We start from the raw sequence: 25,083 nt of genomic DNA on the forward strand, positions 1-25,083 counted from the left end.
TCACAAGAAAACAGCATTGAGAATCACATCCCAATGCTAGTTTTTTTTCTACATATTTAAGGCTCCCGAACTTTCCAATTTTAAAGCCTGCTTCTCCTCCGATCTATCAATAAGAACTGCTGCGGTGGCATCACCAGTAATGTTCATGGTCGTATAAGCCATATCAAGTAATCGATAGATGGCTGCGATAGGGCCCATTAATTCAACCGGTAGATTAAGAAGGGTAAGGAATGATGCCCCGAGTACAATTCCCCCGCCTGGAATGCCGGGTGCTGCCATATTTAAAATCGTTGCGATAATAACGAGATAAATAATTTGGCCAACCCCGAGTGGAATATTGTAAAAGTCGGATACAAAGACAGCAAGTAGACTAAACGATACTGCTCCACCGGCCATATTAATGGTCGTTCCCAATGGTATAACAAAGTTAGTAATGGATTCGGAAACTTTAAAGTCATTTCTGGTTACTCGCATGGTTGTTGGCATCGTTACAGCAGAACTTGTTGTAGATAGAGATACAAGCCACACTTTATAAATCCCTTTAATAAAATCAATCGGATTGAGTTTACTATATAACCAAGCAGGAAGTAACATAACAAGGATAAATACGATAATACATGCGAAATATGCTGTGAAAATATATAAACCAAGTGCAGAGAAAATACTAGCACCATATTCAGCAGTGGCGAATGCCATCAGAGAAATAATTCCGATGGGTGTTAGTTCCATGATGAAATCAAGAATTTTAAAAATGACTTTGGACAAACTGTTGATAAACGTTCTGACTGGATCGGCCTCTTTCCCAATCACCACAATGGCTACGGAGAAAATAAGCGTAAATAAGATGGTTGCCAGAATATCCCCTTCAGAAATCGCCTGAAATAGATTACTTGGTACGATATTCATAAAGAAATCGGCAAAGCTTGGTTCGGTGATTTCACCATCATAGCCGACCGCATCGATATTAATTTTCTGACCAGGACGAATTAAGTAGGAAATGACTAAACTTATTGCTGCTGTGGTGATAAACATGACAACAAAGACAACTATACTCTTAAAGCCAATTCGACCGAGATCATTGGAACTGCCAATATTGATAATACCAGTGGAGACTGCTACGAAAATAATAGGAATAATCATCATCTTAATTAAATTTAAGTAAATATCGCCGACGAACTTTGCTTGAATAGCGAGTTCGGGTAAAAGTATACCAAACAGGATTCCGAGTCCGAATCCAATCGCAATGCGGGTGAATAAGTGTTTTTTAGCTGTTAATAGTTGTTTCATTTTGTAGGGCTCCTTTGTATGTTGGGTTTTTACCTTTACGGTAACTGCCTAAAATATTGATATAAGTGCAACTATCTTCTAACTCTTCTAAAGCCATCTTGAGAGATTCGTTACCAAGACCGCTATCAATATCGATAAAGAATCCATATACGAACGGCTTCGTTTGAGTTGGTCGGGAAATTAAGTTGAGTAAATTCGTATCATGCTGTTTAAAAATGTTTAAAATATCGCTTAGTGAGCCAGTGCTGTGAGTTGTTTCGACGTAAATAGATGTTTTATCTTGTACTTGATTCACTCGAGCCTTTTGCTTTTTAAAGAATAAGAAACGTGTTGTATTGAATGGATTGTCGCTAATATTTTCTTGAATCACTGTCATGCCATACAATTCTGCAGCGTGGCTACCTGCTATGCTGGCGATGGTGTTATCCTTTGAATTTTTAACTAGTTTAACTGCACTAGCCGTATCCGTATATTCGAACACCTCGATATGAGGATACTGGCTTAAATATGTATAGCATTGCTCCAGTGCTTCTGGATGTGAATATACTTTGGTGATCTCCGACAGCTCGATTGGATGCTTTGTAATGAGTGCGTGACCAATTTTTACATAGATTTCATCTGTAGCGGCTACATCTAAATACTTCAACAAATCGATCGTTCTTGTAATAGGACCGGTTGTTGAGTTTTCTACTGGTAGAGCAATATAGTCAACTTCATCATGGAGCAATGCATCCACTAATGATCGAAAGGTACGAAAACCTCTTGTCTGATAATTATTTTCCCCGCTAAACTTTTGACATGCAATCGAACTGTAACTACCTTCCACACCTTGATAACCAATTAACAATATACTCACTCCTCTAATGATGATAAGAAAACTTGGCAAGCCAATACTGAAAGACGCGGATTGCCCTGGTTTTGCTTATACTTTATTCCTTAAAACTTTTGTACTTTCTTAAAGTGTAAAAAAAAGACCATTTATGCTTCAGCCTCTGGAAAAGGAGAGAAACGTAAATGGTCTAGAAAATATTAAAAACCAGCCACTTCGATTTCTCCTGTGACTGGTTAAACATTTTTACATGCTAATCAGCCATCTTAGATATAGGTCGTCTATATCCGTGATGGCATATAGACGTTATCTAAAATAGCTAAAAAAGAACTGATTTAATTGTTGGGATGTATGCTCTAACATAATTATCACTCGAATCCTTTGATTGTTAAATAAATTCTAACGACTTGTTTGTGTGTTGTCAATAAGAATTTTTTAGTATGACGCTTTGAAGATAGCTGTGAATACTTTCGGAAGGGAAAAATATTTCTCTCGGAAGAAAGAAAACTTCGCTACAAACTGTTTTTATAGCATAGGGATTTCCCTGACGATCAGTAGGAAATCTAATGAGTGAATAAAGTCATTTGTTGTAAAAAGATTCAGCTGAGATAACCGCATGCGCACTTCTCTACGTTAATTTATTTAAAAAAGCGATGGTTTTACTATTGTATGATTTGACCAGTAGAACCTTCCCCATTACTTATGATATAATAGGTAACAGAATACAACCCTTCACTAAAAGGAGATTGTTACTATGAGTGTGCATGTTCTTAATTAATCCATAATTGGATAGCTTGAAAAGGTTCAAAAAACTAGCGATTTAGCTAGTCTATTTGTGTTGTCCTTTTCAAGGTGAATTAAGAACAGGCTACTAAGCGGATAAGTTAAGATACGGACTTAAAGCTATGGCTGTTTTTGCCATAGCTTTTTTTTATCGCGGTGAAACCGACAGTTTCCCCCTTCTAAACAGGAAGATAAGGGACGCTAACACCGGGATTGGTCCACTTACCATCAGGGGAGTTCCCGTTGATGGAAGGTTCTCTTATGTAGATGTTTCGTTAAAGGGACATCTATCTAAATCACACTAGTGAAGGGATTCTTGCAACCGTCTTAAGCATAGGCTTGAGACGGTTTTTTTATTTTCATTGAAAGCGAGGAAAAGACAATGAATCAAAATACGATCGAAAAGCTTGAATATAAGCGGATTTTAGAAGAAGTTTCACAATTTGCGTTAACAACAAAAGGGAAGCAAAAAATAATAGAAAGCCATCCGATTCAAAATAAAAAGCAATTGGAAAGAATGCAGGAGGAAATAAAGGAAGCAATCGGAGTCTTGAAGATAAGTGCCAGTGTGCCAATTCATTCACTTGATGATGTGGATATTTATTTGGAGCAAGGGCATAAGGGGCTTGCTTTAAGGGCGGAGCAGTTAGTAAACATTCAAACCTTTTTGGATCATTGTAGAAAATTAAAGCGATTCATGCGGGATAAGGAACATATTGCGCCAACGATATCAACTTATGTATGGTCGATTGAAGATCTTCAAGGAATCGAGGATGAATTAGCCCGTTGTTTAAAATATGGCCAGATTGACGACTACGCAACCCCTGAGCTTGCGAAGGTTAGAAGACTGATTAGCCAACGGGAAAAAGAAGCGAAGGAAAATGCGGAGGCAGCTGCGAAATCCAAACGTATAGCAGACTACTTGCAGGAAAAGCATATTGTTGAAAAGAACGGTAGTTACGTACTTCAAGTAAAAGCAGCCTATAAAAATAAAATAGACGGTCACGTCGTCGATGTATCATCATCTGGGGCAACGGTGTTTATTGCGCCAAAAGTAGTTGCTGAAATACAAGGAGAGGTAGAACTACTACGGATGACGGAGGAAAACGAGGTACAACAAATTTTATACACCCTTACAGGGATGATTCTAGAAAAGGAACAAGAAATCAAAATCGCAATGGATACGATGCTTCATTATGATGTCCTGTTTGCTAAAGCGAAGCACGGCCTATCAATTGATGGTGTCCTGCCCATCTTAAATGAAACATACGATATCCATTTAAAAAATGCTCGCCACCCCATGTTAAAGGGAAATGTAGTGCCACTGTCTGTTCATCTAGACCGATTGGCACGTGCCCTTGTCATTACTGGTCCGAATACGGGAGGGAAGACCGTTACGCTAAAAACGGTGGGATTGTTATGTATGATGGCTCAGACTGGACTAATGATTCCAGCAGCGGAAGGAAGTTCGATTCACTTATTCGGAAAAATCTTTGTAGATATGGGCGACGGCCAAAGTATCGATGAAAACTTGAGTACCTTTAGTTCAAGATTAAAGAATATTATCAATGTCTTGGAGGAAACAAACGATAACACGCTCGTTCTATTGGACGAACTCGGCTCAGGTACGGATCCGAATGAAGGGATGGCACTAGCGCAAGTCATCATGGAGCAGCTCGTAGATAAAGGTGCGACTTTACTTGCTACTACCCATTACAGCGAATTAAAAAGCTTAGCACAGAATAAGGAAGGCTTTATCAATGGTTCGATGGAGTTCGATTTGCATACACTTCAGCCAACATACAGACTAATTGTAGGTGAAGCTGGGAATAGCCAAGCATTCCCAATTGCGATGAAACTAGGAATGCATCCAAAATTGGTGGAGCGGGCTTTTCATCTTACGTATAAAGATAAGCAAAAGCCCTTCATTTATGAAGAAAATGAAGAATTTAAGCAAAGCTATCAAAAGCAAATCGTAGTCAACCGCTATGTAAGAGCGGTGAAGAAAGAAAAGATTCAAACGGAGATAGCTCAGTTTGACCAAGGGGATAACGTAAGGATTTCGCCAAACGGGGAGACTGGGATTGTTTATAAAGGACCTGACAGTATGGGGAATTACGTAGTTCAAATCAAAGGAGAGAAAAAAACAATCAATCATAAATTGCTGAAGCTTCATATAAAAGCTAGTGCGCTTTATCCAGAGGGATACGATTTTGATCAAATCTTTAAGTCTAAAGAGTATCGAAAGAAAAGTCGGTTAATGAATCGGAAATATGTAGAGGGATTAATGATTGAAGTGGAGAGGGAGGATGAGTAAAGAGGGAAATATGGGGGGTGCTGCAGTAGATTTGCTAAAAGTGACACATACGTAGTTGTGTCGCTTTTTTATAGGTTTTTGAAAATCCATTGTTTAGATAGCAAGGAAGAGGATGGGCCTTGATGGTGGAACAACTGCCAATATGATCAAGCTGCTCAGAATAACGAAGAATAGTAGACAGCCTTACAGAGAAGTAGGGCTGTCTTTTTTTACAATAACGGAGAGTGATACATTCTCGAGTTACTTCATATTTATAAAGATATTATCTTGTTACGCCTAAACGATGATAACAACTTATGCCGGCCTTTTTCAGGTTTGTCTAGATCTATATAGTAGTCTTTATAGTTATTGACGAACAGTGATGTGACGTTCTTATCCGGTATAGAGTTCAATATTCAGGGAAGTAATGTACGTATTCCTTCCTAATAGACTGTTCTTTACATAGCACCTCCAAAAATCATTCCATTTTGAAAGATTTATTGAATATTATGTTAGTATGGAAAAAGAAGCAACATTTTACGGAGAATAAGTAGGAGGCATATCATGACAAAACAACTCTATATTAAGCAAAAGGTGTTCAGTATAGGTGAGAAATTTGCGGTGAAGGATCAAGAGGAGAACGATGTTTATTTCGTGGAGGGCAGCTTCATGAAAGTCCCTAAGACCTTCTCGATTATGAATACAGCTAGAGATGAAGTTGCTACGGTTACGAAGAAGGTATTTAGCTTTTTGCCGAAGTTTTTTGTTGAGGTGAATGGACAAGAGGTGTTAACGATTAAGAAGGAAATTTCCTTCTTCAAGGCTCGCTATACGATTGATGCAGTAGGTATTGAAATTCGAGGTAATTGGTGGGATATGAATTTCCAAGTAGAGCGGCATGGTGAGGTCGTGGGGAAAGTGAATAAGGTATGGTTGTCATGGGGGGACAGCTACAAGGTCGAGATATTGGATGAAGCGTTGGAGACGATTATGATTGCTATTGTGGTTGCGATTGATTGTGTGAAGGATGACAATTCTAAGACAGCTAACTCCTCGATTACGACGAATTAATTAAGGCTATAGGAGCTTAATCTACCATTAATTGTGAAGGGGAAGCAGAAAGTCAAACAGCAAGAGGGGGAGCTTGGGTGGAGATAAACTTTAACTTACCGGATAATGTGATCACCATCGTAGCTAGTTGTTTTGTTTGGGGTGTTATTGCCTATTTAGCATACCGAATATATCAGAGGCAAACGGATAAACCAAAGGTATGGAAGATAGCGGTGATTATCCTCATTGGTCTTATTTCGTTTTCTATTGATTTGCATTTATTTGATGTACTAGTAAAATTGGCCATCCTACCATTGGGTGTCTGGGCATTATATATTATGTTTAAATGGACAAATAAGAACTGGCATGCTTATCGCCGGTTCGCTTGGTTAGGATTTTGGGCGAACTTTATCTTTTTGGCGTCAACATTCCTTGCTATGCCGATTGATCATATCGTGTATCCGAAAGAGGAACCAGCAACATATATGGCCAGAATAGAAGATGCATCCCTTGTTCCAATCCATCCGTCAGCGATAGCGGACGGGGCATTGAATATAGATAGATTAGATAAGGAACTACATACGATGAAATCGGAAGCGGTATACAGTGATAAATGGTATCAGGATACTTATATGAATCATGTGGATACGAATGAGAGAGATGAGCGATTCCCTTATCAGTTGGTTGGGGCTTCTGCCGCATGGGGCAGTGGTCTTCATTCCGTTATCTTTATTGAAAATGATGGAAAGGGTCTGTTAATTACAACGGCCGAAAATCAGCTTTATTTTCGCTTTGCTGAATCCATCATTGAGGGGGTGGAGTGAAGATGATTAAGAAGATGATTAAGAAGATGATTGGTATTGGTGTAGCCTTCGTGCTAATAATGGGAGGGATTTATTGGTTTTATCTCGCAAAGCCTACTTCTTTTCCATCGAAGGAAGAGCTATTAGTTGAGCTTAATGATGTTGATCCTTACGTGGACGCAAGTGTAATCCAAGATACATTGGTGTTGGATGAAAGACATGTCTTGGTGCCTTTTATAGCTGATACGGATGATTATGGTTTAAGCTATTGGGTTTGGAATAAACATAAATGGCGAGTTTCCATGATTTCTTCGCGAGGTACGCCGATGGTATGGAAAATTGATCCGGCAGACCCGTCGACATATTACTTCGTGTGGAATATTCACCCGGAGGATAAGATGACTACAATGGACTACTTCCTCCTACGTGATCGAAGCTATCGTATAACGAGTGATGGGGGAGGGCTCCAGAAAGAAACGTATTATCCTAAAATCGAATTGCGAACAACCGTATCCCTTAACGAGTCCTATGGAGTTATGAAGCTACCGGAGGAATGGGTTAGGGTTATGAATGCATTTAATGACATGGGTAAAGCCTCTCCATCGAATGGATTCTTTAACTCCGTTTTCCCTGACCAAATGATGCAGTTTGGCTGGGTTCCTTCTTATCAAGATGGTGTAGAGCTTTCTTTAGAACGATCATTTAATGGCAGTAGGTATTATACCGATGTCCCAATCGACCTCGACCATATCATGATCCTTAACGAACCAGACTTGGAGGCGCCTGTCACTCCTTGAGATTTGTCAGTTCTGTTAAGGGGGACGTGAAATCTATCAGTAATATATGCTTTGCTCCAAGACAGAAGGCACAACGGTAATCCCCGATGTCCCTTCTGTCTTTATCTATAAGCAGAAACAAGGCCCCTTTCTTATCTCGTTTTCCCCTTCTACCAAATTGTAAAAATATTTCTGCTATGCTAGAGTTGATGTAACAGTTTATAGGAAGAGGCTTTGAGAGCATGAACTATGAATATGAGCAAATTAATTATAAAAAGGATCTGCCGATTAATGTATTTACCCATACTGTGGAACACTTCCCCTATCACTGGCACGAGGATATGGAGATTTTATTTGTATTAGAAGGTGCTCTTGAAATACGGGTTGGGCAGGATAGCTACGATTTAGAAGTGGGAGACATTTTCCTTGTGAATGGTAGTGAACTGCACTTTATTAATTCTAAAACGGATTATGGAAAGACCCATGTACTCGTTTTGCAAATAAATAGTGATTATCTAAGAGATCAACATATGGATATCAAACATAAAAGATTCTTTATCTATTCGAAGGATCTAGGGAATGTCTCAAAAGGCGTGATGGATGACTTAAAGTTTATCCTCGCTAATATGATGGACTTAACCATCAATCGAATAAACTTATATGAACTGAAAGTGAAAAAGTGGTTATTAGAGCTTATCGTTATTCTAATGGAACATTTCGAAGTCCCACAGGAAGAGGATTATGACGAGCTAGCGAAGGACGAACGTTTGCTAGAAATCTTAAAATATATGAATATGCATTCTGCTAGATCCAATTTAAGCTTGCAAGATATTGCGGAAGCGTTTTCGCTTAATCCGCAATATTTGTCTCGGTATTTTAAGGCCAAAGTCGGCGTCACGATAAAGAAAAAATTAGATGGTATGCGCCTGAACAAGTCTTTAATGGAACTACAAACGACGGACTTAACGGTGACAGAGATAGCGCTGAAGTATGGATTTCCAGATAGTAAAGCATATTATCGGGTGTTTAAAGAAATATTAGGGATTACCCCTAGCGAGTATCGTGAGCACTACCATTTTGAACTGGAACAACATGTATCGAAGGATTACCTAAGTATTAATAATCGTGAATCGCTAACGAACTTATTTAAATATTTACATCGAAAGAAGAGTAATCAACCAGTAGTAAAGACGGAAGCAAGAAATCTATCAGTAGACCTGACGAACACAAAGAGAAGGATAGAGCATACCTTTACTAATTTACTAACATTTGGATATGCTCCCCTTGCTTTGAGAACCGATTTTAAGGCCCAGCTTCATCAAATACAAGAGGAAATTGGATTTCGTTATGTTCGGTTCCATGATATTTTGACAGATCGATTACTTGTTTACAATGAAAAGTCTGATGGATCCTATTACTTTAATTTTCATAATATCGATGTGGTTCTCGATAATCTACTAGAAGAGAACGTGAAGCCGTTTTTAGAGATTGGGTTTATGCCGAAGCAGTTAGCAACGACTACGGAGACTATTTTCTTATGGGGTGCCCATGTTTCCCCGCCAAAGGAAATGCTTCGTTGGAAGGAGCTAATCGATGCTTTTATTAGACATGTCATCAATCGTTACGGACTTGATGAAGTAAGGACATGGTATTTCGAATTTTGGAATGAGCCAGAGGTTGAATATTTCTGGAGGGGAACAAGAGAGGAATTCTTCACGTTATATGCGGAGACATATAAAACAATCAAAGCGATCGATTCGGAACTAATAGTAGGCGGTTTTAGTAGTGTTAATTTTAGCCGTTACGAGGAATGGTTGAAAGCGTTTAACCAACTGGCGGAGAAAGAAGGAATCGGGTTAGACTTCTTTTCTGCTCATGTATACAATTTTACTAGAAAACCGGCTGAAGAAATAAAGCATACGGACAAGAAAGCTAGTATCTCCGCTGAAAATGTGACTCAATTTTCTAGCATTATGCTGGGTGATGAACATAATCTGACTAAAAGTATCGATAGCATTATTCGAAAGGGTAAGGAAGTCTCAACTACTGATGAGATATGGTTAACAGAATGGAATAGTAATAGTGATAGTAAAGATTTACTCCATGATACCTGTTATATGGCACCCCTTATCGTCAAGACTTCTATTGAAAACTTTGAGAAGGTAAAAGGGATGGGCTACTGGACGTTTACCGATATATTTGAGGAGTTTAGCCGGGAGATGTCACTTTTTCATGGTGGGTTTGGCTTGATGACATATAACGGAATTAAAAAGGCAGGTTACCATGGATTTTCCTTCTTAAGTAAGCTGGGAGAGGAACTAATTTTAAAGCGAGAGGATATGATTGTGACCAAACGAGGCGAGGATTACCAAATTCTTATCTTTCACTACTTACATCCTAATCGTTTGTATCGTACCTTTGATTATTCCCAGTTGTCGGAGCATAATCGGTATACCGTGTTTGAAGAGGAAAGAGATCGGCAGTATACCATTTTGCTAAAAGGAATTCAGGGCAACTATACGGTGAAAAAGCAGTATGTGAATCGCGAAAAAGGCTCTGCATATGATGCATGGGTTGAAATGGGAGCACCAAGTACTCTGGATCGTTGAGCGCTTAGCTACCTAAAGGGACGAGCAGAGCCTGGAATTTATGTGGAGGATGTAGAGGTTAGGGAGGATTATACACTGACAACGAGTTTACAGCCTCACGAAATTCAGTTAATTGAATTGAAGCGACGGTACTAATTATATCTTTTTAAGATGGAGCCATCTGCAACTATGCGGGTGGCTCTTTTCGTTGTGATGTCAAAAATCGTAATAACAATACGATGGAAATGGGAATTGAATAGTGTGTTGTTTTGATTAAGAGTCAATAATTGGAATGCAATTTCTCTTTTATTGGAATGATGTTTATGCTTCTGCCATGTATAGTAAACGTATTGTGACATTTTATGTTACCGCTTTCATGCATTTGATTAAAACAGACATATAGGTAATAGGGGGAAAAAGAGAAATGGCTAAATCGGAATACCGACAATTAAAGAAGGGTTACAAAGAAGAAGCCAAGGAAAGATCGAAGCAAGTAACATTGGAAAAGAAAGAAATGAGGAAGCTTCCGAAAGAGGAAAAAGCCCTTAAAAAGCAAGAAATAAAGCAAAAAATCGAGTCCTGGAAAGAGGATATTAACGCGACGGAAGACAAGAAAGAAAAAAAGGCGAAGAAAAAGGGATATAAGAAATATAAGAAGATAAGAAGACGGCCTTATGTATTGGCTACATGGGCAGCAATTATTCTTTTATTAGTTGGATCGTATACGAATTTTTATATGAAGAGAACTGCTCCAATGACAGCGGAACAGGCAGAAGCAGCGGAATTTTCTAAAGCGGTTGCAGAGCAAGTGATGGCAGAAAGTATCGTTTTATTAAAAAATGAAAGCGATTTTTTACCACTTCAAGATACGAAAATAAATGTGTTTGGAGCGGGAGCAGCGAAACCGGTATTTGGTGGAGGTGGAGCAGGAGCGATTGATAGTTCCGAGGTTGATGATCTTTATTTAGCGTTTGATCAACAAAATATTGAATACAATACAACACTATATAACCTTTACAGTAATTTCATCTATGACGGAAATGCAAGTACAGAGCCATTTGAAAAGCCTGGAAAATCATTAATGCAGAAGCTATTTCCAAATGTAATTGGGTTTATCCCACAATTTACAAAGGAAATGCCAGCAAATGAGCTTTCTGAGGATGTTATAAAAGAAGCGGTAGATTATTCTGATACGGCATTGTATGTTATTTCGCGAACTGGTTCAGAGGCAATTGATCTGAAAGTAGAGGATGTACGCTTGAAGCAGGAGGAAAGAGATACATTAGATATTTTGGATGCGAACTTTGACCATATTATTGTGTTAGTGAATACGGTTAATGCTTTTGAATTAGGCTTTATTGAGGAATATGAAAATATTGATAGTGTTATGTGGGTTGGTGCACCTGGGAAGTACGGAACACATGCGATTGCGAAGGCGTTAACTGGTGATGTAACGCCATCTGGTAAGCTCGTAGATACGTATGCATATGATGTAGAAAGCAATCCAGCGGTCATCAATACAGGGAATTTTGAATATGTGGATGAAAACGGGGAAGGTACAGGACGTTATTTCACGAATAATTTAGAAGGTATTTATGTTGGATATCGTTATTATGAGACATTTTTAGATGATGCAGAATATAGTGAAACCGTTCAATTCCCATTCGGTTATGGTCTATCCTATACCGATTTTGATTGGGAAGTGGTGGAGACGGTATTTAATGATGAAGAGATTTCAGTAGACGTGGAAGTAACGAATACGGGAGATTTTGCAGCGAAGGACGTTGTACAAGTGTACTTCTCGGCACCATTTATAGAAGGTGGAATAGAAAAGGCTAGCATTGAGCTTGGTGGCTATGCGAAAACAAGTGAGCTAGCACCCGGTGAATCGGAGGTTGTAACGGTAACCTTTGCAACGAGCGATATGGCTTCTTATGATCAGGAAATGGAAGAGGCATGGGTGTTAGAAGCGGGCGATTATCAAATTAAAGTAGCTCGTCATATCCGTGATATCGTCGAGGAGTTCGCGTATAATGTGGGTGAGACGGTCGTTATCAAAGAAGATCAGGCGACCGGTACGGAAATTCGTAATTTATTTGAGGATGCAGCGGGCGATTTAGTTTACTTATCTAGATCGAACCCAGAGGATACCTTCCCGAAAGCACCTACAGAAGAGGAGTACCTCATTCCGGAAGTGGTGGTAGATACTGCTGAGTACAAAGTGGAGCCGTCTACGGAAGAAGCACCTACAACTGGTGCGGACAATGGGGTGGAGCTTGCTGATCTAAAGGGCTTGGATTATCATGATCCACTTTGGGAGGAATTTTTAGATCAGTTTACAGCAAAGGAAATGGTAAAACTAGTTGGTGATGGTGGGTACTGGACAGAGCCAGTAAAACGATTGGGAGTACCGGCTACAACGATGTATGATGGGCCAGCAAGTATTCGCTCATTCTTTGAAAGCTGGTCATCTGTTGCTTTCCCTGTTGGGGTCAACATGGCAAGTACATGGAATGATGAGTTGATTGAACAGATGGGTGTTGCGATGGGGCAAGAAGCAGTCGCGTATGATGTAGATGCCGTGTATGCACCATCAATGAACATGCACCGTTCCCCATTAGGTGGAAGAAACTTTGAATATTATTCAGAGGATCCTTATATTTCTGGTAAGCTTTCTGCTGCTTATACGAGAGGGCTACAAAGCACTGGTACTGTTGCGGTATTTAAGCATTTTGCTGGAAACGATCAAGAAACGAACCGAGCGGCGAATGGTTTGTACGTTTGGGCAACAGAGCAAGCATTACGGGAAATATACTTTAAGCCATTTGAAATTGCAGTGAAGGAAGGAAATCCATATGGTGCTATGTCGGCATTTAACCGAATTGGCACAACATGGGCAGGTGGTAATCGTGCATTACTAACTGACTTACTACGAGAGGAATGGGGTTTTGAAGGCTTTGTGATTACCGATGCAGGTATAGGACCACAAGGGAATCATTTCGATCCACACCAAGCCATTCATGCGGGTAATGACCTAATGCTAGCATTCCCAATCAACTTTAGTTGGGATAATAAATTTGAAAAAGAACTGAAGCAGTATTTAGAAGAGGACGAAGCAGGTACACTACTTGGACTGAGAAATGCTGTCCACAATATTAGTTACTTTATCTTACAAACAAATAAGGTGGATTAAATGACGAATTATAAAGAGTTAATAGCAAACATGACACTAGAGGAAAAAGCATCCTTAATGTCCGGGGAAAATTTTTGGAATACGAAGCAGATCGAACGGCTTCGTATTCCATCTATCATGCTGACGGATGGCCCTCATGGATTACGCAAGCAAGGTGGAAAGGCAGATCATTTAGGCCTTAACAAAAGTATTCCGGCCACTTGTTTTCCAACAGCAGCAACACTAGCCAACAGCTGGGATTTAGATTTAATTCAGGAAGTGGGTTCGTATTTAGGGAAAGAAGCAGCTAGTGAGCAAGTGAGTGTATTACTTGGTCCTGGGTTAAATATTAAACGAAATCCGCTTTGTGGCCGGAATTTTGAATATTTCTCGGAAGATCCCTATTTAACTGGGAAGCTTGCGGCAAATATGGTAAAAGGAATTCAGTCGCACGGAATCGCTGCTTGTCCGAAGCACTATGCAGTCAATAGCCAAGAGCATATGCGGATGACGATTGATGAGGTAGTGGATGAACGGGCATTGCGTGAGATTTACTTGGAAGGATTTCGTTATGCAGTTGAGGAAGGCAAGCCCAAAACGATCATGACCTCCTACAATAAAGTAAATGGCGAGTACGCGAATGAAAACCATCACCTCATGCAGGATATTTTGTACGGAGAGTGGGATTTCCAAGGAGTTGCGGTGACCGATTGGGGTGGAAATAATGATCGCGTCGAAGGTCTAAAAGCAGGAAATCAGCTCGAAATGCCATCTACTGGAGGAATTACCGATAAAGAGATCGTAGAAGCAGTTCAAACCGGAGAACTCCAGGAAGAAGTGTTAGATGAAGCGGTGGAGCGAATGCTTCAGCTCATCTTTGAAACGACCAATGCATTGCAGGATACGGAAAAGGTTGATTACGAGGAGCATCATCAAAAAGCAATCGAGGCGGCGAGAAAATCGATTGTTCTGTTAAAAAATGATAAGGCTACGCTGCCATTAAAAAAAGAGCAAAAAGTTGCGATCATTGGTGATTTCGCTGAAAATCCTCGATATCAAGGTGCGGGAAGCTCCTTGATTAATCCGACTAAGTTAGATAATGCATTGGATGCTTTACAAGCAACAGACTTAGCCATTATCGGGTATGAACAAGGGTTTAAACGTTTTGGTGGAAAAAGCGAGTCCCTGAAAAAACGAGCATTAAAATTAGCCCAAGAAGCAGAGGTTGTGTTGTTGTTCCTTGGTCTAGATGAAGGTAGTGAAGCAGAAGGTATTGATCGCGCTGATATGAAGCTAAGGGATAACCAGCTAGAATTGGTGAAGGAATTAGCAAACGTACATGATCATATAGTCGTTGTGTTATCCGGCGGTTCAGCAATTGAGATGCCTTTTGCAGAGGATGTGCAGGCGATTGTCCATGGGTATCTAGGTGGTCAAGGTGGTGCTACTGCTATTCGTGATGTCTTGCTTGGGGATTATAATCCAAGTGGGAAGCTGGCAGAGACATATGCCCTAAAGTATGAGGATATACCGTCAGCACCATATTATCCCGGCTTAGAGGCTACTAGTGAGCATAGAGAGAGTATCTATATTGGGTATCGCTATTTTGATACGAAAAAGGTACCTGTCCTGTTCCCGTTTGGGCATGGTTTATCGTATACCGAGTTTGCTTATAGCGATTTAAGGGTTAGTGAACAATCTGCTACCTTTACGATTCGTAATATTGGCGAAGTAGCGGGTGAAGAGGTTGCACAGCTCTACATCAAGCCGACTAACGCAAGCGTGTTCCGGGCTAATAAAGAGCTAAAAGGTTTTATCAAGGTTCATTTAGAGCCAGGCGAATCAAAGGAAGTGAAAATCGAATTAGATGACCATGCATTTTCGTATTATAATTCCTTTCATCATTGCTGGTCGATAGAAACAGGCTCATATGAAATACAGGTTGGTAGTTCGATCGATGATATACGATTATCTGCTGTTGTAGAGGTGCAAGGTGATGACACGGAGCATCATTATAATAAAGAAGCGCTTAAACCGTATTATCAAGCAGATGTTCACCATATCGGTGATGAAGCATTTCATCAATTACTTGGGTGGACACCTCCAAACCCATTATGGGATCGGAAGGCTAAGCTTGGCTATAATGATACGATTGCCCAAGGAAAATACAAAAAAGGGTTTGGAAAGCTTCTTTATATCGTGGTGTTACTCGCTAAAAAGTTCCTATTTTTCATCCGCAAGCCTTTACTAGCGAATAATGTCATGTTCGTCATGAACATGCCCTTCCGCCAGATCCCTCGGTTCAGCCAAGGAAAGATTAGTGAGAAGATGGTTGATCGGGTCCTAAAACTGATTAATTTCAGGTAGAAGGTATATATTCATAGTTCGTGGAGATGGGTAGAATTCTAAGTAAAGTAGAATAGTATTAATAATAAAGTGCTAAGTGGAAATTAGCACTTTATTTTTGTGTTATAGCAATTATTTTTTTGTAAGAAAAGAGTGGCAGCATTGATCTTAAGAGACGATAAGTTTTATACTAATTCTTTATTCTTTTTATAGGAATTCTTTAAGGAAATATAATCCACGAAAAATAAGATTAAGCCACCTATAATCGATACGGCTATCATTTCATACCATTCACTGATACTGTTAGGAAACATAAAAACTAGGTATAAAAGGTGAAATATAATGACAAATCCACATGACTTAGTAAGAATTACTTTTAATTGCTTTTTATAAGCCTTTTCCGTAGAAATGTCTGTATACTCCATACCCGAAGTAATATATCTTAAGAAAACGTAGCCTAAAAAGATCCAGATAGCTATAAATAGCGCAAACTCTAAATCTATCTGAAAATAGGTTACATACCTGTTAATAATGAATATACCGATTAAAAATAGTAAGAGGATTACAGATCCTTCAAATAAAAAATATAAAGCTCTTTTCTCCCGATACTCATCATCTGGTAATAAAAACGATAACCAAGATTTCATTAGTTTTCTACCTCCCAGAATAAATCATCTAACGTTTTATTTAGTTCTTTTGCTATGGCAACGCAGAGTTGAAGACTAGGATTATATTCTCCTTTCTCTATAAGTCCAATCGTCTGTCTAGTTACACCAACTTTTCTTGCTAATTGCTCTTGGGTCATTGAAGTTTTCATTCGAGTTATTTTCACATTATTTCTCATTATCCTACCCTACTCAATTCAATGTAATATATATCTTGCATATGCAATTTATATATTACATTGAATGTGTCAGGAAGTCAAAACTTTTTTAATTAAGGAGTCGAGAAAAAATTTTGCTAAGAAAATATATAGAGGTTATTTACAGGTTTTTCACACTATAATTCTACAGTCATTTATATTTACACTTATTTAATTGTCAGGTGCTAAGAATTTATGTTCAACAAAGGTTCCGAAATAGAGTCCAATGGTTTCAAAAGGTATATAAAACATACTAGATTAGTAACTTATCTCTAGTAAGAATGTTAGATGTAGTTGAAACGCCAACCCTCTATTCAACCATAAGTTGATACAAAGCATAAAGAATGTCAACTTTTACGTTATACATTATTGCAATTGAATTTATTATAATAGGGGCAACAAAAGGAATGGGGTGATCCGGTGAACGAGAATAAAATGAGTTCTGAGCTAAGTCATAATATTAGTTGGTTAAGAAAGAAATGTGGGTTAACTCAGGAGCAACTTGCAAAGCGGTTAGGTGTTAGTAATCAAGCAGTAAGCAAATGGGAGAATGGACAGTCTTTTCCAGACATGTTACTTTTACCACAGCTTTCCGATATTTTTGGAGTCTCGATTGATACGTTCTTCGGTCGAGCGGAGAGATATATTGATTTACGGAAAGACCTTGTATTGGAGTATTTGTTCGAAGGAGATGTTCAAGATAGTAGCGGGAATAATAGGCATGGACGATTAGAAGGGGCATTATTTTGTAAGGACAGATTTGGTTTAGAAGGAAGAGCACTATATTTTGATGGGGAAGATGATTATGTGGTTATCAATGCTCCCCCCGCTCTATCTGAAAAAGAATTTTCTATATCATTATGGTGTTATTACGATGCCCAAACTTCATTTGATGGATGGCACAGTGCGATCATTTCGCAAGATGGCCAAAAACAGAATAGAATTTTCCAACTGAGTACGAAGGATGAATACATGACGTTCCATCGTTTTTTACTTGATCCAGATCTGTCGATGAATAAAAAAATAATCAAAGAATATTGGTACCATGTTGTAATTACTTATAAGGATCAGCGGTTCTATAAATATGTAAATGGGGAATTGGTGGCCGAGAAAGAAGGTCAATTCACACCTCATCACCATGAACCAATTTATATAGGAAGAAAATCAACAGACGAACCGTATTTCTTTTTCCATGGCAGGATAGACGACATACGAATATATAACCGAACAATTAATAATGCTGAAGTGAATGCTCTTTTTTTAGAACAAGGATGGAAGCCTGGTCCTTTACAACAATTAGAGATGGCAGAGGAAAGAATCCCTGCCCTCGAATTTGTTGATGCTGTTCGAATGATATTGCCTAGGACAGAATTACAAAAGGCAGTAAAATGGTATAAGAGTTTACTAAACTTTAAGTCACTTGTAGAAGAGGATTATTTTGTAATACTATCTCTATATAAAGGACCTGTATTGGTTATAGATGGAGCAGATGGGGATTTTGTTGAACAAAATAGGTATGCGCCTTTTGTTTTCAAGACAAAACATGAGATGGAAGAGCTACATGCACAATTAGCTTCTGCCGGCGCGACAAATTTGCTAGTGAGAGACGAAGGATTTGCGATTTTCTTAGATTTTAAAGATCCCTTTGGACAACATTGGATGATTATGAGTGAAAATAGATAACAATTTAAGGGCATTGGATATAACTCCAGTGTCTTCTTTTTTACCTGTTAAAACACGTTGGTCTAGATCCTTTACCAATAATGGTTACAAATAATTTTATCGATATATTTCTCATCAACCACATAAATTCTGAGAACCGATGTGAAAGATACTAGTCATATCATAAGCCATTTAACTTACCCTAAGTCTGGATGGACGTTAATAGCGCGGGAGGAGGAATCAAACTGTAAGAAAACCCGTTAGCTTAATAATTCTATCTCAGCACTAACATAATACTCCGAATATATTAATGGAACTCTATTATGAGAAAAAGCGACCTTTATAGATCGCCTTCTTATCTAACGTATATAACTGATTAATATATAGTTTAGAATCTATCCTATTGTATTGAAGCAGTAGTAAGTTTTATCGTTTCCGGTGCTTCTCCTTCAATTCTTAATGTTATATCTGTGGTAGGTGGGGTTTTCTCGTTTAACTTAAATACTCTCTCACTAAAATATTCTCCGTTTTCATCTAATTCACGGTCTCCTAGTCCCCATCCCATGAAGTCAGGACTTTCAATGAAAATATCAAACTCACTAAATTCGCTCAACTTATCACCTACATAAGTTACTTTTATACTTTGGTTTTCTTTACCCCAAATGTCATAGGTAGCTATTAATTCGGCTTTCCATTCTTTACCTTTTCCTTCAAAAAGCAATCCTCCATCGCTACTACACGAAGCTAAAATCAATGTGAAACTGATTATGAAAAACATTACTATAGCCTTTTTCATTCTCAGAACTCCTTCTTTTTATTTTCTTGATAATTATAATACTTCTATATACATACAAGAAAATCCTGCAAAATTGATGTCTATGTAGTTTAGTGATTTTGCTGGTATCGCTCTATTAATTGAGATTTAAGATTTAGGTAGATACCATACCCTCCTGTTAAGATAAGAAATAGTTGTCCGTAACCAAATTTTAGCTTAAACCAATATGTGAACAACATTAAGAAGCTAATCGCAATAAAAATGATGGTAATGATATTTTGATTATATTTATTCATTCTTTAGCCTCCTTATAGATTTAATTCTTTGTTAACGCCTTCTAACTCAATGCTAGCATAATATTCAATATTATTGTCATTTTTCGACCAATCAAAAAAGGTTACCTTTTTAATCACCTTTGTTTCATTCTTGCATCCTTCAGCACAAAAAGATTAAACATGAAAAAACAGTCTTCGGTGATACTACCATTGAGGTGATACATGTGGTTCGTAAACTATTGCTTTCGTTAATTCCTATTTTTTTCTCATTTAATCTATTTATAGTAAATGCTCAAAGCATCACGAATGTAGAACTGTTTGATATTGAAAAGAACGAGATAATAAAAACAACTAAACCAAACCGTAAGATACAATTAGAAGTTGAGAAGATTATTAAAGAAATTGATGATATTGTAAGAAAACTGAAACCTATTCCAGACAAAGGTTATATGATCAGAATCCCATTAAAGCCGTCTATTCAATTAGAAAATCAATGGGTGTGTGCTCTGATTGATGAAGTGATCATTATTATTCCAGAAGATGAAGAGCCATATTTACTCCTATTTGATGATGAAAATAAGACTCATTTTTTCACCTTTGAAGCAAAAATTGATACGTTACTAAATACTCTAAGTTTTTCCCTTTAAAAGCCTACGTGTTGGGCTTTTTATTATGTACTTCTTCCATTCTACTTCCTCAATTAATTTAAAAAAGTGGTTTACTATTCAGTTGAACTGTATTATAATGTTATAAAGCCGAACTATATAGTTGAACTGAATAGAAGGTGAAAAGTATGAAACATAGTTTATTGCCGTTGTCTGAAACCATGCATTATATTTTATTAGCTCTTCGTGAGCCGCTCCACGGCTATGCCGTAATGCAAAAGATAGAGAAGATAAGTAATGGTACGGTTATTTTAGCGGCGGGTACGTTATACGGTGCGATTGAAAACCTGCATAAACATGGTTGGATTGAAGCGGTTGGAAATTCAGGTCGGAGAAAAATTTATCAAATAACTCCAGAAGGGATCTCCATTTTGGAAATGGAACGAGAAAGGCTACTCCATATTTTATCTTTGTATGAGGGAAGTGAATCAAATGAAGAGGTTTAAAGTATTCTTTAATATTGAAAAAGAAGAGAAATGGCTGAACGAACAATTAGAAAAAGGCTATCGCTGTACCAATATCAGTAGATCGGGAATATACACGTTCAAAAAAACCGACAAAAGATATGTGATGCGACTTGATGTTCAAGATTATTTGCCAAAGAAGAAGCTCGAGGAATACAAGGCGATATATGAAGACTTTGGTTGGAACTATATAACAGGTTCCTGGCTTGGTGGCATACGGTATTGGCAAAAAGAAGATGATGGTCAAAATGAAATCTTCTCGGACCGCCAATCAAAGGGCAGTTATTATAAACGATTAATGAATTATTCCTTAATATTGGGGATGCTGTGTTTGTTTTTCTCTTTTTCGCTATACAATGACTCAAATTTATATCACGAAGGTCTTTGGAGTATGAATGGTGCATTATTTTGGAAGGCACTGGTAATTGAAACGCCATTCGTCCTTTTGAAGCTGCTTCCTGCCTTTATGGCTGTTGCTCTTGGTATCAGCTACTATAAAAATTATCGGAAGTATTCCTTGTTAAAAGGGAAATAACGTAAGAGGGTTCATTATCAAGATCTATATTTCCACAAGATCTTAAGATTATTTTAATACTGCGGATAGGGAATCGCTATAGGGCAAGTAATTTCACTGGTGGCAGTAAAGTTGCTGGACCTAATGGAAACTACTAAATTCTAATCGTATTGCATCTACAGATACTAAAGCAAGATAATATTATTTCTTAGAAAAAAATTAGGTGAATAGATAAAACATCTTTTCACCTAATATTTTTTAATCTATGATGGATTTAAAACGTTGTATTTTTGAACTCTACCTAAAGTAAATATCATTTCCTTGCCAAAGGAAAACTGATAACAACTTTAAACATATCCCCATCTATTTCTACTTTAAATATACCGCCACTCACATGTGTAAAGCTTTCTGCAATGGATAACCCTAGACCACTTCCATCTTCCGTTCTTGCTTTATCTCCTCTGTTAAATCTCTGAAGTATCTCGTCTGCTGTAAAATCTATTTCATACGAAGAAGTGTTTTTTATGGTCGCTATTCCCATACCGTTCTTTTCTTCAATTTCTATAAATATTCTCGTTCCTTTTAATGAATATTTAAATGCATTATCAAGCACGTTTTGAATTACTCTATAGAGTTTATTCCCGTCGGACACTATTTCTATAGGAGTATCTGGAGACTTCATCTTTATTTGACCCAAATCTTCAATACTATCCTCCATATCTAGTAACGTTTGTTCAATTAACATTCTCATATCAATCGTTTCTAAATTTAAATTAATATCACCACTATTACTCTTTGCTAAATCAAATAAATCAGAAACAATATTCTTCAATCTATCTGATTTTTTAGCAAGGATTTTAACGTAATCTTTTGCAGTATCTGAAAGATCTGTTTCCTTGGACAATAAATCTACATAGCTTATGATCGAGGTTAAAGGAGTCTTCAAATCATGGGATACATTGGTTATTAATTCTATCTTCATCCTTTCTGATTTCATCTGTTCCTCTAAACTCTCATTAATGCCTTTGTTGATCTCATCATATGTCTTATTATTATATTTCACATACCAATATATCAGTACAAGCTCAAGCAATGGTGGAAATATTACTAAGGGAGTATGAATGAACATGATGGTTAATAATATTAAAATTCCGCTACCTATGATGAAGGCTAATTGCCTTTTATGCAGATTCTTAGTTAGTGGATACTTTGCATATCTTCTGCCATCAAATAAACTCTTAACAAAATCCTTTGTATTCCAACAAATGACATATAATATAAAACCCTTTATAAAATTCCACTTTTTAATCTTTCTCACTAATGCTAATAATCCTATTCCAGATAATAAAGCACATATTGTGGTTACTATTCCAACAAGATACAAGCCAGACCCCTGAATCGAAGGTGTCCGAAGTATATGAGTATAATAGTAATAGTTATCTAGAACATAAATAAACATAGCTATAATTGGCAGAATAAATAATGCTAATAAAATTTCACTATATAATCGATCTATCCAGGTTGTTTGTAATTCTTCTTTATTTGGCTTCTTTCCTGTAACATTGATTAAATAGATAATAAGAATTATTGCGATAACCATATAAATGGAAAACTCTATCGCTTGATCACGTAATATATGGTTTGCATCATTCCAATCTTCCTGCTTTTCTTTCATATATCCATCGTTAAAGGCAATGTACATGGTTATGTCCTGGCCAAACCATAATGAGAATCTTTTATTAATACTACTACTGTCAGATTCAAAATTTCCCTGATTATATTCATAGAAATAATTACTATAATGTATAAAATCCTCTCTATTAAACTCCTCTCGATTAGTTATTGTTTCCTTACCATCGGTTATATAATAGATTAGATTTTCATTCTCTATTAACGTCTCTTCATTATTATTAAAGTTCGAATATATCCTACGAAAAGTTCGTTCTAGCTCATTCGCAAATGTGTTGCTTTCTTCGTATGTCTCCACCAATAGTGGTTCTATATTATATCCTTCCCAATCTACTTGCATTAATTGAATAACAGCCATGGAAATCATAATAGCTACTATCAAAAATGCTATAAATTTTGTAATGGTATTTCTACTAAAATTTTTCAATTTTGTACCCAATACCCCACACCACCTTTAAATATTTAGGTTCTTTTGGATTTATTTCTATTTTTTCACGAATACGCCTTATGTGGACCATTACAGTATTTTCAACCCCATAAGCAGGCTCTCCCCACACTTTTTCATAGATATGTTCAGCTGAAAAAACAATCCCCGCATTGGTTAGTAAGAAATCTAATATCTTATACTCAGTAGGAGTTAATCGAGTAGGAACACCATCTACTAACAATTGTTTGGATTCTTTATTCAGTTTCAACCCTCCGACTGTAATCTGAGCATTATTTGTAATATTGCCAACATCCCCTAGCGTGATATACCTTCTCAAAAGACTTTTCACCCTAGCAATTAATTCATCTGGATTAAATGGTTTCGTTACATAATCATCTGCTCCCATAGATAATCCTAATATTTTATCACTGTCTTCAGACTTTGCAGATAAAATAATAATTGGTATATTCTTTTGCTCTCTGATCTTTAAGGTGGTTGAAAGGCCGTCTAGTTTCGGCATCATAACGTCTAAAAGAATTAATTGAATATCATTCTGTACCAAAGCATCTAATGCTTCTAAACCATTAAATGCTTTAACAACCTCATATCCTTCCAGCGTTAACAACTTATCTAGCGCATTTGCTATCTCCCTGTCATCATCTACTACCAATATTTTAGTGTCCACAATATGACGTACCTCCTGTAACCTATATATTTAAATTAACCATTAAATCTTTCAATCATCTGTATATAAACCTTACAAATTTCTTAATATTTTCCATTCGATAACAATACCAAACATCAGGAGCGTGTGCGGATCTATGATGTATCCAAGTGATTCTATAATTTTGCTAATTTAATTAACCTACCCCTATTGTATATGTTCAACAAGAAAAGTGCTTCTCCTTTATGTATTGCCTTTCATGGCGTATGAAATAGAAATTAGATGAATAGGAAATGGACCATTATACCCTGCTATACGGCAGCAAATCTTTCAACTATATGCTAGGGATTTAGATGTTCAGATAAAGAATAGAGTCATTGAAATGAAGAGCACTAGTGGAGGGTAGACTATTGATAATTGGGACGGAGGCTCCAATTGATAGAGTTTTTTTAGAAGTGGGACCATTGACGATATACTGGTATGGCATCGTTATTGCTGTTGGAACTTTATTAGCGGCTTATTTAGCTACAAGAGAAGCAAAAAGGGATGGACTAGATAAAGATATAATAATAGATTTTCTTGTTTATGCTGTTCCAATAGCTATCATTTTTGCGAGAATATATTATGTGCTTTTTGAATTTGATCGGTATGCTAGTGGTCCGTTTTGGAAGGTATTTGCCATTTGGGAAGGTGGTATTGCCATTCATGGGGCGATTATTGGAGGAATTATTACTGCAATCTTCTTTACAAAGAAAAGAAAAATATCCTTCTGGAAATTTGCTGATGTCATTGCACCTAGCTTAGTATTAGGAGAAGCAATTGGTCGTTGGGGGAATTTCACGAACCAAGAAGCACACGGAGGACCGATTTCCACAGAATTATATGATGGTTTTTATCAATACTTGCCTGATTTTATAATGAATCAAATGGTTATCGATGGTGTTATGTATCACCCGCTTATATATCATTGGTGATTTACGTACAGCACAAATTGTATCTATTTTAGCGCTTGTCATTGGAGTTATTGTTATGGTTTACCGAACCAAAATAACAACTGCTCACTATATAGATACGCCAGCGATAAAAAAACGATAAAATCATACATAGAAGAAATAGAAGATTTACAAACAACACTAGCTGAAATAACGGAAGAGTA

Annotated in this window: 19 protein-coding genes and 1 pseudogene; 12 read left to right on the forward strand and 8 right to left on the reverse strand. The window is 37.4% G+C overall.

The genetic code is table 11. The features are described from left to right. Positions 1-48 precede the first annotated feature (48 nt). A complete protein-coding gene (locus tag ACSKT4_RS10030) occupies positions 49-1,287 on the reverse strand; it encodes a dicarboxylate/amino acid:cation symporter (protein WP_465823321.1) in 1,239 nt (412 codons plus the stop codon). Next, a complete protein-coding gene (locus tag ACSKT4_RS10035; RefSeq protein ID WP_465823322.1) occupies positions 1,265-2,173 on the reverse strand; it encodes a prephenate dehydratase in 909 nt (302 codons plus the stop codon). Before ACSKT4_RS10035 ends, ACSKT4_RS10030 begins: the two co-directional genes overlap by 23 nt. A gap of 1,108 nt (positions 2,174-3,281) precedes the next feature. Here ACSKT4_RS10035 and ACSKT4_RS10040 point away from each other — a divergent pair. From ACSKT4_RS10040 to ACSKT4_RS10070, 7 genes are all read left to right on the forward strand, one after another. Then, entirely contained in the window at positions 3,282-5,216 is a 1,935-nt protein-coding gene (locus ACSKT4_RS10040) for an endonuclease MutS2 (RefSeq protein WP_465823324.1), read from the forward strand. A gap of 543 nt (positions 5,217-5,759) precedes the next feature. Beyond that, a complete protein-coding gene (locus ACSKT4_RS10045; protein ID WP_465823325.1) occupies positions 5,760-6,266 on the forward strand; it encodes an LURP-one-related/scramblase family protein in 507 nt (168 codons plus the stop codon). A gap of 77 nt (positions 6,267-6,343) precedes the next feature. Next, complete coding sequence (locus tag ACSKT4_RS10050; protein WP_465823327.1) at positions 6,344-7,069, forward strand: hypothetical protein; 726 nt, start codon at positions 6,344-6,346, stop codon at positions 7,067-7,069. A gap of 2 nt (positions 7,070-7,071) precedes the next feature. After that, positions 7,072-7,845, forward strand: a complete 774-nt coding sequence (locus ACSKT4_RS10055; protein WP_465823328.1) for a hypothetical protein — start codon at positions 7,072-7,074, stop codon at positions 7,843-7,845. 221 nt (positions 7,846-8,066) lie between these two features. Next, a complete protein-coding gene (locus tag ACSKT4_RS10060) occupies positions 8,067-10,433 on the forward strand; it encodes a GH39 family glycosyl hydrolase (protein ID WP_465823330.1) in 2,367 nt (788 codons plus the stop codon). Between the two features lie 403 nt (positions 10,434-10,836). Beyond that, a complete protein-coding gene (locus tag ACSKT4_RS10065; RefSeq protein WP_465823331.1) occupies positions 10,837-13,605 on the forward strand; it encodes a glycoside hydrolase family 3 N-terminal domain-containing protein in 2,769 nt (922 codons plus the stop codon). After that, positions 13,606-15,951, forward strand: coding sequence for a beta-glucosidase (locus ACSKT4_RS10070; RefSeq protein WP_465823332.1), 2,346 nt, complete (start codon positions 13,606-13,608; stop codon positions 15,949-15,951). It begins immediately after the preceding gene. A gap of 164 nt (positions 15,952-16,115) precedes the next feature. On the opposite strand, the gene ACSKT4_RS10075 is transcribed toward ACSKT4_RS10070, so the two are convergent. Together ACSKT4_RS10075 and ACSKT4_RS10080 are read right to left on the reverse strand one after the other, a co-directional pair. Next, positions 16,116-16,577 (reverse strand): DUF3278 domain-containing protein, encoded by a 462-nt coding sequence (locus ACSKT4_RS10075; protein WP_465823334.1) that lies wholly within the window; start codon positions 16,575-16,577, stop codon positions 16,116-16,118. After that, entirely contained in the window at positions 16,577-16,774 is a 198-nt protein-coding gene (locus ACSKT4_RS10080) for a helix-turn-helix transcriptional regulator (protein ID WP_186867933.1), read from the reverse strand. Before ACSKT4_RS10080 ends, ACSKT4_RS10075 begins: the two co-directional genes overlap by 1 nt. A gap of 438 nt (positions 16,775-17,212) precedes the next feature. On the opposite strand from ACSKT4_RS10080, the gene ACSKT4_RS10085 reads away from it, so the two are divergent. After that, positions 17,213-18,475: a LamG-like jellyroll fold domain-containing protein gene (locus ACSKT4_RS10085; RefSeq protein WP_465823335.1), complete on the forward strand. Its 1,263-nt coding sequence runs from the start codon at positions 17,213-17,215 to the stop codon at positions 18,473-18,475. 379 nt (positions 18,476-18,854) lie between these two features. Here the strand turns inward: ACSKT4_RS10085 and ACSKT4_RS10090 are convergent, their stop codons facing one another. Both ACSKT4_RS10090 and ACSKT4_RS10095 read right to left on the reverse strand, forming a co-directional pair. Then, positions 18,855-19,250, reverse strand: a complete 396-nt coding sequence (locus ACSKT4_RS10090) for a hypothetical protein (RefSeq protein ID WP_465823337.1) — start codon at positions 19,248-19,250, stop codon at positions 18,855-18,857. A gap of 89 nt (positions 19,251-19,339) precedes the next feature. Then, positions 19,340-19,525, reverse strand: a complete 186-nt coding sequence (locus ACSKT4_RS10095) for a hypothetical protein (protein ID WP_465823338.1) — start codon at positions 19,523-19,525, stop codon at positions 19,340-19,342. Positions 19,526-19,728: 203 nt separating this feature from the next. On the opposite strand from ACSKT4_RS10095, the gene ACSKT4_RS10100 reads away from it, so the two are divergent. The 3 genes from ACSKT4_RS10100 to ACSKT4_RS10110 all read left to right on the forward strand — a co-directional run bounded on the left by ACSKT4_RS10100 (position 19,729) and on the right by ACSKT4_RS10110 (position 21,168). After that, positions 19,729-20,151: a hypothetical protein gene (locus tag ACSKT4_RS10100; protein ID WP_465823339.1), complete on the forward strand. Its 423-nt coding sequence runs from the start codon at positions 19,729-19,731 to the stop codon at positions 20,149-20,151. A 146-nt stretch (positions 20,152-20,297) separates the two neighbouring features. After that, a complete protein-coding gene (locus tag ACSKT4_RS10105; protein WP_186867936.1) occupies positions 20,298-20,615 on the forward strand; it encodes a PadR family transcriptional regulator in 318 nt (105 codons plus the stop codon). Then, positions 20,602-21,168, forward strand: a complete 567-nt coding sequence (locus tag ACSKT4_RS10110; protein ID WP_186867937.1) for a DUF2812 domain-containing protein — start codon at positions 20,602-20,604, stop codon at positions 21,166-21,168. The genes ACSKT4_RS10105 and ACSKT4_RS10110 overlap by 14 nt, the downstream gene beginning before the upstream one ends. A 292-nt stretch (positions 21,169-21,460) precedes the next feature. Here ACSKT4_RS10110 and ACSKT4_RS10115 read toward each other — a convergent pair whose 3' ends face one another. Both ACSKT4_RS10115 and ACSKT4_RS10120 read right to left on the reverse strand, forming a co-directional pair. After that, positions 21,461-23,275 carry a sensor histidine kinase gene (locus ACSKT4_RS10115; protein ID WP_465823340.1) on the reverse strand — a complete coding sequence of 605 codons (1,815 nt, stop codon included), beginning with the start codon at positions 23,273-23,275 and terminating at the stop codon, positions 21,461-21,463. After that, positions 23,250-23,951 carry a response regulator transcription factor gene (locus tag ACSKT4_RS10120; RefSeq protein ID WP_465823375.1) on the reverse strand — a complete coding sequence of 234 codons (702 nt, stop codon included), beginning with the start codon at positions 23,949-23,951 and terminating at the stop codon, positions 23,250-23,252. Before ACSKT4_RS10120 ends, ACSKT4_RS10115 begins: the two co-directional genes overlap by 26 nt. 389 nt (positions 23,952-24,340) lie before the next feature. On the opposite strand from ACSKT4_RS10120, the pseudogene lgt reads away from it, so the two are divergent. Continuing rightward, positions 24,341-25,022, forward strand: a pseudogene (gene lgt / locus ACSKT4_RS10125) (prolipoprotein diacylglyceryl transferase). The last annotated feature ends 61 nt before the right edge of the window (positions 25,023-25,083 follow it).

The sequence above is a fragment of the Ornithinibacillus liuyingii genome (genome assembly GCF_055550225.1).